A 12,995-nucleotide genomic window follows, 5' to 3' on the forward strand; every position below is an offset into this window, starting at 1 on the left:
CGTGGCGATCACGGAACACCCCGTCCTCATCGTGGGCGGCGGTGTCGTGGGACTGTGCGCGGCACACTACCTGACGGCCGCCGGCGTCGAGGTGGAGGTGGCCGAGCGCTCGAGCCTCGCCTCCGGCGCCTCCTGGGGCAATGCGGGCTGGGTCTGCCTCAGCCATTCCACGCCCGTGCCCGCCCCCGGGGTGGCCCGGTACGGCTTGCGATCCCTGGGCCGCCCCGACTCCCCCCTCTACATCCGGCCTTCGGCGGATCCCCGCTTCCTCGCCTGGCTGTGGCGGTTCTGGCGCAACAGCGGCGAGACCACCTTCCAGCGCGGCTACGCGGCCCTCGCGGAGCTGAACCGGCCCACGTTCGACCTGTTCGACGAGCTCGCGGAGGCAGGCGTCGACACCGCGCTCGAACGTCCGGGACTCGTGCACGCCTTCCTGTCCGAGCAGGAGGCCCTGCACCACCTCCACGTCCAGCAGGCGATGGCGGCAGGACGCTACGAAATGCCCGACGACGTCGTCGTGGGTGACGACGCGCACAAGCTGGACCCCGCGCTGTCACCCGAGGTCCGGGCGGCGTACCTGGTGCGGGGCGAGGGCGTGCTGGACCCCCGGCGGCTGGTGGAATCGCTCGGCAAGGTGGTCCGCAAGGCCGGCGGCCGCATTCACGAACACGTCGCGGTGACCGGCTTTCGTACGTCCGGAGGCCGGGTGGCCGCCGTCCGCACCAGCACCGGCGAGATCGCCTGCCGGGCGGTGGTCATCGCCGCCGGCATGTGGACGCCCCGCCTGCTGCGGCTGCTCGGGCTGCGCCTGGCCATGCAGGCGGGCAAGGGCTACAGCTTCACGGTCGATCTCGAGCTGGCGCCGCAGCACTCGCTGTATCTGGGTGACCGGCGCATCGTGGCCTCCCGGATCGGCGGCACGACCAGGCTCGCCGGAACCATGGAGCTCAGCGGCGACAACCGCCGCCTGAACTGGCAGCGCATCGTCGCCATCGCCAGGGGCAGCCGCCGCTACCTCGGCGACTGGTTCGACGACCAGGACGACCTGCCGCGGCTGATCCGCGACCCCTGGGTGGGAGGCAGGCCCCTGCTGCCGGACGGCCTGCCGATCGTCGACCGGCTCCCCGGCCACGACAACGTCTTCCTCGCCACGGGACACGGCATGCTGGGAGTGACGCTCGGACCCGCCACCGGCCGCGCCCTGGCCGACTTCCTGCTGAGCGGCCGCCGCCCCGCGGTGCTCGCGCCCTTCTCGTTCAGCCGCTGACGTCGACGGCGTTCCACCGGCTTGTCATGACCTGCCCGTGCGGAGACATTCCTGACCGCCTTCCAGCACCGGCGCCACTACAACATGAGTCAGCGTCGACGGGTGCCGAGGGATCCCTCAACAGGCGCAGCGCCGTTGTCAGCTCGGGTGAGGGGCAAGGACTCCCACGAGGCTCGGATTCTCGCCAGCTCGGCCCTTGCCAGATGGTTCGCCACGCCGATGCCGGCCCTGGCCCTGGCCAGGTCGGTCAGTACGGCCTCCGCCTCCGGCGCTCGCAGCTTGGCCGAGATCGTGGAGTCCTGGAAGACGTGTATCACCGTCGCGAGGAAGAGGAGCATCGTGCCGATCGTCGACTCGTCGTCGTCGACGACGAGATCGTCCTCGGAGATCTCGCGGTCGCGTGACAGCAGGGCCGCCAGCACGGCGGGCACGCGCTGGTCCGCGCTGCCTACTATGCGTTCCAGTTCGCGCTTGACCAGCCGCTGAGTGGTCTTGTGCAGCGACTGGTTGGTTCTGTCGGAGTCCGCGGTGACGATGATTCCCGCCCTGGCGGTGCGGACCAGGTCGCGAGGTATGCCACCGGCCAGCGCGTTGAACAGCCCGACGAAAGGGAGAGGAACGCCGACTACCCGCGGTTCGAGCAGGCGAGCGGCCAGTTTCTGGTCCAGCGGTTCGCACCTCACCACCTCGTCGATGGCGCTGTCGAACACACCGCGCTCTCCCACGTGGGCCAGGTCGGCCGCGCGCAGCGCCTCGTCCGACACCGTAAGGACGAACAGGCACCCCTGCACGTCGAAGATGACCTTGATCTCGTTGAGGAACTTCTCCGCATCCTCAGCGGGCTGGATTCTGTCCAGTTCGTCGATGCCGATCATCAAGCTCTTCCCCCGCTCGGCCATCGCGATCTGTTCGAGGAACCGCTTCAGCTCCGAGACGACTTCTGGATGCGTCAGCGGCTGCCGTGCCCAGCTGCCACCACCTTTCTGCGACAGGCCCAGCCACGGCAGTGTCAGCCCGCCTTCGCTCGTGCGTGTCTGCAGGTGGGTGATCTGCCGCAGATGCAGCCGCGCCAGCCTGCGCATGGACCGCGGCCCGTCCCCGTCGATCACCACTTTGCACGCCGCCGCGAACAGGTGCAGTATGAAGTCTCTCTTGTCATAGAGCACGGGCGCTTCCACCACGACGCTCCGCGTCTTGCTGTCCCCGCACAGCGCCTTGAGGAGTGCGCTCTTCCCGACACCGCGCGGTCCGGACAGCGCGATGCTGCCATCGCGCATCCCCCCTATCGCGGCTCGTACCCGGTCCGCGGCGGGTGTGTCGACGTAGGTCGACACACTGTCCCACACGCGTTCGAGGCTCTCAGTCCGGGCTACCGCCAGCGTGGTGGAGTAGAGCTGTGCCTTGGCCGTGTCGACTTCGGTGCGCAGTCTTTCGCGAAGAGCGTTGCGCAAGGAGTCGCGGGCCTGTTTGCAGGAGATGTCCAACCGCTCCTTGTCCCGCCTGACTGCTTGCGGGTCGATCAACGCCAGCAGCCAGGACCGGACAGGTTTGCCGAACAACGCCACCCACAACAATGTGCTCACACCCACACTTGCCAGAGCGGCGGGCCAGCCGAGTTCGGTCAACGTGAGGTATCCGCCCGCTCCCACCGTCACCAATCCGATCAGCGCCAGGGTGGCGTCCGAGGGACCGACCAATGGCCGCCTCCAGCCGCCCTCGGCCGGCGTCAGGATCCAGGCGATGCCGAACGCCAATCCCGCGCCGACCACCATTCCGCCAAGAGCCCACAGCGCTCCCGGCAGAGGGTCGGACAGCGGCGAGGTTGCTCTGCCGAAGAGCCAGCACGCCGCGAGCGTCGTGAGGAGGCAGAGTGTGAGATCGGCGGCAGGCCACACCGCACGCCAACCCCTGGGCGGCAGCCGGGCGGCGAGCTGATCATGATCGTGCACCCGGTCGTTCTGCGTGAGCACCACCGAGAAATGCTTTCTGGCGGCGGCCTCGAAGTCGCGTGGCAGGGTGGCGCCCTGAGCCATGGCTTCGGCGGTGATTTCCGTGACGGCCTCCGCGATCACCGAGTCGAAGTCGCACATCAGTACAGTCTCCTGATGGGGATATCCATCCCGACGCGGCGTCCTCCGCTGCCTTGCTCGAACTTGATCGGGCCCGACGCACCTCGCACGGGGGTGAAGGTGATGTTGTTGAGTTGGGTCGGCAAGTCCTGGGGTTTCGGTACGGGCTTGCTCACGGCGTTTCTCGCGGCGTACACCGCGGTGACCAGAGCATCATGATGAGCGATCGCCAGACCGTCGCCCAGATCCTGATCGTTGGTGAAACCCTCCCGGCGGTAGTCATTCAGGAAGTCGTGGTAGTCGGGCGGGGGTGTTTTTCCCTCCCAGCCAGGCGCGGCGGAGGACGAGGCGTAGTAGACCTCGATATTGCCCTTGCTCATCAGAGGTGCCAGACCACTCGCGCTGGCGAAGCCGGTCGCGGCCGTCAGCACGGTCAGCTTGGTTCCCACGCAGGTGCGCTTGCTCAGGTCGGTGATGAAGGCAGGGAAGTCGGCAACCCGCCCTGCGTAGAGAAGCGTGTCCACGGGATGCGTGCGGTCGTTGACCGCTCCGCATACGTTGTTGATCACCTGGTCGAACACGCCGGGCGTCGCCGGCTGGTCGATGGTGCCGCCGTTGAACTTCTGCTCGGCGGGGCTGACGTAGATCACTCCCCTGAGCTGCTCTCTGAATGCCGCAGCCAGAGAACTGGTAAATGGATCGTCGTTGGCATCGGCTATCGGAAGGGCCGCCTTGAGATTCTGACCGCGCACGAACGACGCCAGTGCCTGCACGTACTGGATGTTGCTCGGCGAAACGCTCCAGAAGTTCTTCATGCCGGTGAGGCTGTCGGCCGAGGTGATGGCGCTCACCATGGCAAGGCCCTTGTCACCGAGCTTCGCCACCACCGTCTCGGTATTGACGACACTGGAGCCGAGCCCGATCACGGCCTCCAGGGGATGGTCAGGCTCCGACTCGTCCAGCATCTCGTCGATGAGCCAGTCGTCGACATTCTGCCGACTGCCCTGGTTGACGAGGACGAGCTGGACCTGGAATCGCTGGAAGCTCCCGTACGTCCCGGTGCTGTTCACGCGTTTCAGCGCTGTGTACGCGCCCTGCAACGCATGCTCGATCTGGCTGAGCGGGATGGCGGATTGCTTGGACCTCGATATCGTCAACGGCATCAGCAGGGCGATCCTTACATAATGCTGCGCCTGGCCCTCGACCCGGGTGTTCTCTTGGTGGATTTTCTCGAAGATGGAGTTGATACGGTTCTGGGTGGCCTTCTTGGCGGGATCCTCCTCCGCGTGACCATCGTCGAAGATCGTGTCGCCATAGCTCACGCCGAGAACCTCATCCGTCTTCGATGAGTTCACTACCGTGATCACCGCCGCGATGACCAGCGCTAACGCCAGAGCCGCAATGGCGATACGTATCCGGGCATCCTTCATCGATCTCATGGTCGCCCTCCCCCGGAGGAATTGACGGAATGGCTCAATACTGCACCATGATCGTGAGCATTCACCTGTGGCGCAATCTCGGGTTCAAACGGGTGGAGACCTCCACCGGCACCAAGAAGCCCCGCCCATACGACCAAGCCGTCGCTCTCCTCCGCGACTTGCGCCCTGGCCATCCGCGACGTGCATGCCGGCACCTTCGCCCAGCGCCGCCTCACTGACCTCCGGGAACGACACCAGGGCAGCGAGTGGCCGGCGATTTCCAGGCCTGGCACTCAGCGATCCGAATCCATCCATTGGCCGGCCGGGCAGCGGCCATGTGAATCTCGGTGGTTCGGTCGATCTGTCATGAAGTAGGAGCCTCATCACGAAATCCTGGCCGCATGACCACCGAGATAGTGGACAAAAGGCCCATAATGACCATGGCAAAAACACGCGGTTGCTCGGTGGTTGCTCACGTGTACGCGATACAGCGCGATACGCATACGCACAGGGCGACATTCCAGCGGAGAGAATCCCTCTCACAACGATACAAAACAACACTCTCTGACACCGGCCGACACCAAACGAAACCGCTCGTAATCCGTGGGTCGTGGGTTCAAGTCCCACCCGCCCTACTCTTCCAGATCAGCCAAAACCCCCGCCTGACCTGCACTTACGTGCGGTGACGGGGGTTCCATGTGTCTGACTGTCTATGGCTGATACCGATCGTTTGCGGGTGTCTCTCCCCAATGCGTCCCCACGCATGCGTCGCCGGGCCAGCAGCACTCGGCCGCGACGGTAGGTTGAGGCCTGACGGGCGTTGCCGGTCAGGCGTACCGGGCCGGCGATCGAGGTGACGGTGACGGGGGTGCCGCTGGCGCGGCGCAGGCTGGCCTGGAATTTCTCGACGGTCAGGGCGACGTCCCGATCGGGCTGCGGAACCCGAACTCGACCACCGTTGTGAGTGCCGGCGGCGGCCAGGCGATCAGCATCCCGGCCGTGTTACGCACGAACCCGGCCGGCAGGGTTGGTGAGCCGCCCGGAGGCCGGACCGCGCGGGTCCGCGTCTTCGCCTGGGCGGCGGCCGACCTGATGGCCGGTCAGCCCATCGAGATGAGGATGGGCGCGACGTATCGCCCGCGGTCGCCCGGGTGGCGGTGGGCGCCGTAGACCATCGTCGGCAGAGCCGCGGGTCCCTCGGTGGGCCCCAGCCCAGTGAGCCACGGGCGCAAGCCCGGGTAGGCGTCCAGCAGATCGATCCGCACGTCGCGGTCGGCGCCGTGGGCGGCGGCCAGGATGAGCTCGCGGGCGGCTTCCTCCGTGGGCGCGACGACCGGGCCGATGACACGGTGGGGGCCGGCGTTCCAGGCCACGGCGAAGCCGCCGTCGGTAACGATCGTGCGCTCGGCCGTGGCCAGCAGGGCGTTCAGCGCCTTACTCCGGTCGGCCCCGGTGACCTCAGCGTCCAGGCCGAGGAGCGCGGCGTGATCGTCCGGTGTCGCCACGCGGACTCCGGACGACCCCGCCGCCCCCTCCATCGGGCCCATAGTGATCGTCAAGTTGCCCGTAGGCCGGAAGCCCAGCCGCTCGTAGACAGGGCGCCCGAACCGGGTCGCGGTCAGCTCCACAATGCGGTCCCCGGCGGCCTCCAGGGCGTGCTCCATCAGCCGCGTGCCGAGCCCCTGCCTGCCGTACCTGCTGGCGACCAGCATCATGCCGACATCGGCCAGCGAATCGCCGTAGCGGGTCACCACGACGCACCCGGCCAGACCGTCGCCGTCGGCCGCGTCGACGGCGTAGACCTCGCCCGTCTCGAACATCAGCCGCCATTTGGCCTCGTCGGTGGACCACTCGCGATCACTTTCGAGCCGCTGGCACAGGGGCAGCTCCTCGGGACCGAGAAGTCGAATACCACTCACAGGCGAGAACCTACTCCGTCGGCCACTGCGGCACAGCCCCGGAAGTACCAGAGCCTGTACGGAGTCGAGAACACAGAGACGCCCTGCGCTCCGGTCTGCGGTTCTGACAGACCTTCGCCATGACGCGCAGAGACCTCACCGACGAGGAGCGGTCCATGATCGAGCCTCACTTGCCCCTGGGTGAGCGAGGCCCGATTCCGGATCCGCGGCGGCAGATCAACACGGTGGTGGGGCGGTTTCGTACCGGTAGCCCGCGGCGGGACCTGCCCATCGAGTACGGGCCATGGTCCACCGGTTCCGCTTGTGCCATCTGGCTCGCGACTACGAACGCGATCCCGCGGTGTCCGCGGCGATCATCCGCTGGGCCGCCATCGCCGGTATTGCCCGCCGCCTTACTCGCGGCGGACCCGCCCAACGCCAGGCCCGTTACATCTGCAACTGACAGAGATGATCACCATCTCAGGCGCCTGGAGGTGATCCGTCGCGGAACGCTCAGTGTGAATCGGCCGTCTAATCGATCATGGATCTGCGACACCTGAAACGCTCGCCCGCCCTACTGTGCGCTCTGGCAGCGCCGTTGCTGTACGCCGGAGTGACCCTGATCGCGCTCCAGTTGGCCGCCCAGGCGGGGCTCAACCCCGGGCACGAAGGCTGGAACGACCTGCTGCCAGGCCGACTGGACGGGGCGATCGATTCGGCGAGGGGATGGGTGGGCGCCATCGCCCTCATCCTCGCCGCCGAGGCGGCCGTACTCGCCGCACTGGGGGGCTGGCTGAATCGCCCATCCACCGCCAGCGGCCTCGTGCTGTGCACGGCCGCCGGCATGGTCTACCTGATGAGTCTCGCCCTGGCCGTACTGAGCACTTACGCGATCGTGCTTTATCCTTCTGGCGATACCGATCTCGGGCCGCTTTTCCCGGGTTGGTACTTTCCTGCACTGATCGTCATCGCCATCGTGACCCTCACCGGGCTGACCGTCTGGCTGTCCGCCGCGGTCAGGGAGGCCTCAGCCTCCTGATGGTCGACGCTGCGACCACGGTGGCCGCATACGTGCCAAGCCGCGCTGCCCGAACATGTCCGCAGCCTGCCAAGCGGCTCCGTGGGCTGATGCGACTCCTTGAAGTGCACAACTCCACCCCCTCAAGCTGATCTTCTCAAACATGCTCTTATTTGTATTTGACGCGGTACACGCCTGACCCCCACCACCCGATAGAGCAAATCAAGATCGAGAAACACCGTTCTCTAGACAAACCCCCACCTGGCATCGGAATGAACCCGGCGTCGGAGGGCGAGAGCCGGTCGGAGACGGTCGCCGCCTCATGCCAGTACGGGTAGAGCAGCGGCTGTCGGTGGCCAGGAGGCGATCGCCGACGTCGACCTCTTCGATGGGTCTGTCCGTGCCGTCGGCCATCACGACCGCGGTGCCGGGGACGAAGCTGCTGTTCGGAGGGCTGATGGGGCACGCCGCGTTCAGAAGCTGATCCATAGGCTGTGTGGGCGGCCGAAGAGGGCCGGCACGCGTCGGGATCAGTTGGGCCAGCTGGATGACCTGCACAGATGACATTATCGGCAGGGACAGTGCTCATCGAGATCGGGCAGTCGCTGCCCACGAGCCTGATGCGACCGGTGCGCGTTGTAGTGATCGCGATACTCGTTCAGGCCGAACGCAGGTGACGCTCGCCGTAGATCAACATGCGGCCCGTGCACTCAGCTCGCACCGTCCGGACCCAGCGCTCCGCATTGCAGTTCGCCTCGGCGTCCGCCCCGGTTATCGCCCTTCGTCAGCCGGCACCTCGGCGTGCACGGCGCCTACAACTTCCTGCTTCCCGACCTGGCCCGGCACCATCCGCGACCTGCGCGATCCGGACGGTGCCGAAGATGACGACAAGATCTGACCGTCACCCCAGCGGGCGGGCCTCGATTACCCTCCACCACAGCGTTGGCCTTCGGCGGATTCCGCTGACCGGGGCGGGTTCGCAATGATCATCCTGGTCTACTGCTCGGGCTGGTAGACCAGGATGACCAGGCCGGAGCTGAACGTCTTGTTCTCCAGCAGCTTCAGCTTGGCCTTCGACTCACGCCTGAACAGCGGCTCACCCTCACCGAGGATGAGGGGGTGCACCCACAGGTGGTACTCGTCGAGCAGCCCGGCCTGCGACAGCGCGTCGGTCAGCCGCCCGTTGCCGTAGATGATGATGTCGCCGCCCGGCTGCTGCTTGAGCTTGGTGACCTCCTCGACGAGGTTCTCGCCCCTGATGATGGTGGAGGTGCCCCAGATGTCGGCCTTCTCCAGGGTGTCGCTGACCACGTAATGGTGCATGCCGTTGATCCGGTCGGAGAACTCGTCGCTGGGCCTGGTCGGCCAGACCGACGCGAACCCCTCGTAGGTGAGCCGCCCCGCCAGCAGGGCGTCCGACCTGCGCATCAGGTCCAGGGCGTACTGCATGGCATCGTCCGTCCGGTAGTCGAACGACCAGTTCTGCGGCTCGTCGATATAGCCGTCGAGCGTGGTGAAGGTCGAAGCGATGACTTTCCTCATTGTTCTCTCCATTGGTAATCGTTTCTGGCGTCCCGCAGCGTACGGGCCCACCATGACAGCTGGTCAAGCGTGATTCCGGCCGCCGCATGGCAGCTCGCGCCCCGTTTGGGCCACGAGCCGTCGGCGTCGAAGAGATCCCAGTAGCAGGGCAGGCTGACCGCCTCGGTGACGGCCACCGCCCGCAGCACGGCGAAGATCTCACGGAGCTGGGCGACCGCGTGCAGGCCGCCCGACTCTCTGCCGTACGACACGAAGGCGACCGGTTTGGCCTGCCACTCCGCGTAGTACCAGTCGATGGCGGTCTTGAGCGGTGCGGGGAAGCTGTGGTTGTACTCGGGGGTCACCACCACGAAGCCGTCCGCCGCGGCCAGCCGCGGAGCCAGCGCCCGCACCTCGGCAGGCAGCTCCTCGTCCTCGTCGGTGAGGACCTCGGGCAGCCGCGCCTCGGCCAGATCGACGACGTCGACCTCCAGCTCCCTTCGCCTGCGGGCCTGGGCGGCGAACCACTCGGCCACCGTCGGGCCGAACCTGCCGCTTCTGGTGCTACCGATGATCACCGCCACCCGCAGCCGTTCGTTGCTTGCCATGTGACTACTGTGCTGGGCGGCCCTTACCGATTTCTTCCACCGCGCTTACCGCTCCGGCATAGGGTGACGGTCATGCGGTTTGGGGTGCTTGGCCCGCTGATGGTGTGGGACGCGGACGGCGCGCCCGTCACGATCCGTGGGCTGAAGGTCCGCGCTCTCCTGGCCGACCTGCTCCTGCACGAGGGCCGCCCGGTGTCGGCCGACCGGCTGGTCGACGACCTGTGGGGAGACGACGCCCCCGCCAATCCATCGGCCACGCTGCAGGTCAGGGTCTCGCAGCTGCGCAAGGCGCTGGGCGATCGGAACCTGGTGGCGCACCGGCCCGCGGGCTACCTGCTGCAGGTGGAGGCGGACGCCGTGGACGCGCGCCGGTTCACCGAGCTCACCAAGCAGGCCCAAGCGGCGAAAGACCCGGGAACGCGGGCCGCGCTGCTGGCCGACGCGCTGGCCCTGTGGCGGGGCCCGGCGTTCGCCGATTTCGCCGACGAGGAGTTCGCCAGGGCGGCGATCGCCCGGCTGGAGGAGCAGCGCCTGGCCGCCGTGGAAGCGCACGCCGAGGCCCGGCTGCAGCTGGGAGAACACGCCCTGCTCGCCGGGGAGCTGGCCGACCTGGTGGCGCGACATCCGCTTCGTGAGCGACTGCGTGCCGTACACCTGAAGGCCCTGTATCGGGCCGGACGGCAGAGCGAGGCGCTGTACAGCTACGCCGACCTGCGCGAACGGCTCGGCGAGGAGCTCGGCCTGGACCCCAGCCCCGAGCTGGCCGAGTTGCAGCGGGCCATCCTCGCCCAGGACCCTGACCTCGCTCCAGCATTGCGGCACGCCACCAACTTGCCCGCTCCGCTCACCGAGCTGATCGGACGGGACGAGTCATTGGCCGCGGTATCCGCACAGCTCGGGACGAATCGGCTGGTGACGCTCTGCGGGTCCGGCGGGGTGGGCAAGACGCGGCTGGCCGTGGAGACGGCGGGCCGGCTGGTCTCCGCCCACGCCGACGGCGTCTGGCTGGTCGAGCTGGCCTCCATGCCCCGGTCCGGCGAGGTGGCCGAGCTCGTGATGGCGGTCATGGAGATCCGCGACCCGGGCGGCGAGCCGCTCTCGGCACGCGACCGGCTGGCGCGTGCGCTGCGCAACCGGCAGGTGCTGCTGGTGCTGGACAACTGCGAGCACGTCGTGGAACAGGTGGCGGATCTGGCGGAGGCGCTGCTGCGGGCCGCGCCGGCACTCCGAATCCTGGCGACGAGCAGGGAGCCGCTGGCGCTGCCTGGCGAGGTGGTGTGGAACGTGCCGCCGCTGGAGCAGGACAGCGCGGTCCGGTTGTTCGCGGCCAGGGCGGCGGCCGCACAGAGCGATTTCCGGCTCGACGACTCGACCGCCCCCGCCGTCTCGTTGCTGTGCAAGCGGCTGGACGGGATCCCGCTGGCGCTGGAGCTGGCCGCCACCAGGGTGCGGGCGCTGGGCGTGGACGGCCTGGTGGACCGGCTGGACGACCGCTTCAGGCTGCTGGCGACCGGGCATCGGGGTGCGCCTCCCCGCCAGAAGACGCTGACCGCCATGATCGACTGGAGTTGGGAGCTACTGACCGAGCAGGAGCGGCTCGTGCTGCGCCGCCTGGCCGTACACGCCGACGGGTGCATCCTGGAGGCGGCGGAGGCCGTGTGCCCCGGCGACGGCGTGGCCGCCGATGACGTCCTCGACCTGCTCGCCCGCCTCGTCGACAGGTCGCTGGTGGCCAGGGCGGGAAACCGGTTCCGCCTGCTGGAGTCCGTCGCCGCTTACTGCGTGGAACGCATGCGAGAGGCGGGCGACCTGAATGAGGTACGGCACCGTCACCATGCTTATTACACCGATCTCGCTGAACGAGCCGCCCCCCATCTCTACGGCCCCAACCAGCGCCAGTGGCTCGGCCTGCTCGACGCGGAGGCCGCCAACCTCCGCGCCGTCGTGGACGGCGCTCACCCGGACCTGACCCTCCGTCTCGCCAATGCCCTCACCTGGTACTGGTACCTCCGCGGTCGCCTGACCGAAGCCAGTCGCTCACTCGAAACCGCCCTCACCGCGGCGGGTGGCGGGGTGCGGTCTGTGGCGATGGCGTGGCTTATGGGCATCTCCGTTCTGAAGGGCGGGGGTGCCGAGTGGGTGGCACGCCGGGAGCAGGCAGCGGAGGTGTTCGCCGGAGAGCTGGGCGAGCGGGCCAGGGCCGCGTGGTTCCTGGCCCTCGCGCTGGTGAACCTGGGTGAGATGGAAGCCGCTGAAGACCTGCTCGACAGGGCTCTGGAGGCCCTGCGCGCCGCGGGCGACCGGTGGGGCGAGGCGGCGGCGCTGAGCACTCGCGCCCAGTTCGCGCACGTACGCGGCGACCTGACCACACTCGAGCGGGCAGCGACCAGAAGCGCGGAGCTGTTCACCGAACTCGGCGATCGATGGGGCCAACTGCAGGCATCGGGCTGGCTGGGCGGCCTGGCAGAGCTGACCGGCGACAACGACCGCGCCGCCAGGCTGCACGGGGAAGGCGTGCACATGGCGGAGGAGCTGGGCCTGTGGCCGGAGGTCAGCGGTCAACTGGCCTGGCTCGGCTGGACCCATGTGCAACTGGGCGACTACGCGAAGGCCTGGAAGCTGTGCGAGCGCGCCCTCCGCCTCGCCACGGAGCAGGACTACGCGGGCGGCGAGATCCTCGCCGAGATCGGCCTCGGCTACGCCGCCCGCAGGCAGGGCGAGCTCGATCTCGCCGAGGAACACCTCGGCAACCTGGTACGGCGGGCGAAGTCAGGAGGCGGCGCCGAGCCCCTGTACCTCTCGATGGTCCTGGTCGAACTGGGCTTCACCGCCGAGGAACGCGGCGACGCCGAGGCCGCCCGCGCCCTGCACCTGGAGGCGTACAGCGCGGCACGCAAGCTCGACGCCCCGCACAGCGCGATCTCCGCCACGGTGGGCCTGGCCGGGGCCGTGGCCCTCGCGGGCGCCCACGCCCACGCCGCCCGGCTCCTCGGCGCGGCTGCTGCGTCCCGCGAGGCCACCGCCCTCCCGCAGTCCCCAGCGGAACGTGCCGACGCCGACAGAATCGCCGCAACCTGTCGCCAGATCCTGGGCGAAGAGATCTTCACCACTGAATACACCGCCGGCCGCCACCAGACCCTGGACGAGACGATCACATGAGCACGTCGTGGTCCGGGAGGGCGGGGAACAATGACAG

At 68.0% G+C, this 12,995-nt stretch carries 10 protein-coding genes and 1 pseudogene; 6 read left to right on the forward strand and 5 right to left on the reverse strand.

Annotated features, from left to right (window positions below; translation table 11 throughout):
• The first annotated feature begins 1 nt into the window (after position 1).
• Complete coding sequence (locus OHA25_RS47925) at positions 2–1,267, forward strand: NAD(P)/FAD-dependent oxidoreductase (RefSeq protein WP_327583502.1); 1,266 nt, start codon at positions 2–4, stop codon at positions 1,265–1,267.
• Between the two features lie 89 nt (positions 1,268–1,356).
• On the opposite strand, the gene OHA25_RS47930 is transcribed toward OHA25_RS47925, so the two are convergent.
• From OHA25_RS47930 to OHA25_RS47940, 3 genes are all read right to left on the reverse strand, one after another.
• Positions 1,357–3,357, reverse strand: coding sequence for a P-loop NTPase fold protein (locus tag OHA25_RS47930; RefSeq protein WP_327583503.1), 2,001 nt, complete (start codon positions 3,355–3,357; stop codon positions 1,357–1,359).
• A complete protein-coding gene (locus OHA25_RS47935; protein WP_327583504.1) occupies positions 3,357–4,766 on the reverse strand; it encodes a hypothetical protein in 1,410 nt (469 codons plus the stop codon). Before OHA25_RS47935 ends, OHA25_RS47930 begins: the two co-directional genes overlap by 1 nt.
• A 1,088-nt stretch (positions 4,767–5,854) precedes the next feature.
• The gene (locus OHA25_RS47940) at positions 5,855–6,673 is read right to left on the reverse strand and encodes a GNAT family N-acetyltransferase (RefSeq protein ID WP_327583505.1); all 819 of its coding nucleotides are present in this window, start codon (positions 6,671–6,673) and stop codon (positions 5,855–5,857) included.
• Positions 6,674–6,828: 155 nt separating this feature from the next.
• On the opposite strand from OHA25_RS47940, the pseudogene OHA25_RS61700 reads away from it, so the two are divergent.
• The 4 genes and pseudogenes from OHA25_RS61700 to OHA25_RS47955 form a co-directional block, all read left to right on the forward strand.
• Positions 6,829–6,906, forward strand: a pseudogene (locus OHA25_RS61700) (hypothetical protein); the annotation flags it as partial.
• A 50-nt stretch (positions 6,907–6,956) separates the two neighbouring features.
• Positions 6,957–7,115 carry a hypothetical protein gene (locus tag OHA25_RS47945; RefSeq protein WP_327583506.1) on the forward strand — a complete coding sequence of 53 codons (159 nt, stop codon included), beginning with the start codon at positions 6,957–6,959 and terminating at the stop codon, positions 7,113–7,115.
• A gap of 78 nt (positions 7,116–7,193) precedes the next feature.
• The gene (locus OHA25_RS47950; RefSeq protein ID WP_327583507.1) at positions 7,194–7,691 is read left to right on the forward strand and encodes a hypothetical protein; all 498 of its coding nucleotides are present in this window, start codon (positions 7,194–7,196) and stop codon (positions 7,689–7,691) included.
• A gap of 301 nt (positions 7,692–7,992) precedes the next feature.
• The gene (locus OHA25_RS47955) at positions 7,993–8,154 is read left to right on the forward strand and encodes a hypothetical protein (RefSeq protein ID WP_327583508.1); all 162 of its coding nucleotides are present in this window, start codon (positions 7,993–7,995) and stop codon (positions 8,152–8,154) included.
• Positions 8,155–8,666: 512 nt separating this feature from the next.
• On the opposite strand, the gene OHA25_RS47960 is transcribed toward OHA25_RS47955, so the two are convergent.
• Positions 8,667–9,212 (reverse strand): dihydrofolate reductase family protein, encoded by a 546-nt coding sequence (locus OHA25_RS47960; protein WP_327583509.1) that lies wholly within the window; start codon positions 9,210–9,212, stop codon positions 8,667–8,669.
• Positions 9,209–9,799, reverse strand: a complete 591-nt coding sequence (locus OHA25_RS47965; RefSeq protein ID WP_327583510.1) for an NADPH-dependent FMN reductase — start codon at positions 9,797–9,799, stop codon at positions 9,209–9,211. The genes OHA25_RS47960 and OHA25_RS47965 overlap by 4 nt, the downstream gene beginning before the upstream one ends.
• 72 nt (positions 9,800–9,871) lie before the next feature.
• Between OHA25_RS47965 and OHA25_RS47970 the strand changes: the two genes are divergently transcribed.
• Positions 9,872–12,958, forward strand: a complete 3,087-nt coding sequence (locus tag OHA25_RS47970) for a BTAD domain-containing putative transcriptional regulator (RefSeq protein WP_327583511.1) — start codon at positions 9,872–9,874, stop codon at positions 12,956–12,958.
• The last annotated feature ends 37 nt before the right edge of the window (positions 12,959–12,995 follow it).

The sequence above is a fragment of the Nonomuraea sp. NBC_00507 genome, assembly GCF_036013525.1.
Lineage (GTDB): Bacteria > Actinomycetota > Actinomycetes > Streptosporangiales > Streptosporangiaceae > Nonomuraea.

Coding starts and splice junctions, on each gene's coding strand:
- OHA25_RS47930 (WP_327583503.1), bottom strand. CDS start 3,357: ATGTGCGACTTCGACTCGGTGATCGCGGAGGCCGTCACGGAAATCACC.
- OHA25_RS47935 (WP_327583504.1), bottom strand. CDS start 4,766: ATGAAGGATGCCCGGATACGTATCGCCATTGCGGCTCTGGCGTTAGCG.
- OHA25_RS47945 (WP_327583506.1), top strand. CDS start 6,957: ATGGTCCACCGGTTCCGCTTGTGCCATCTGGCTCGCGACTACGAACGC.
- OHA25_RS47950 (WP_327583507.1), top strand. CDS start 7,194: ATGGATCTGCGACACCTGAAACGCTCGCCCGCCCTACTGTGCGCTCTG.
- OHA25_RS47955 (WP_327583508.1), top strand. CDS start 7,993: ATGCCAGTACGGGTAGAGCAGCGGCTGTCGGTGGCCAGGAGGCGATCG.
- OHA25_RS47960 (WP_327583509.1), bottom strand. CDS start 9,212: ATGAGGAAAGTCATCGCTTCGACCTTCACCACGCTCGACGGCTATATC.
- OHA25_RS47965 (WP_327583510.1), bottom strand. CDS start 9,799: ATGGCAAGCAACGAACGGCTGCGGGTGGCGGTGATCATCGGTAGCACC.
- OHA25_RS47970 (WP_327583511.1), top strand. CDS start 9,872: ATGCGGTTTGGGGTGCTTGGCCCGCTGATGGTGTGGGACGCGGACGGC.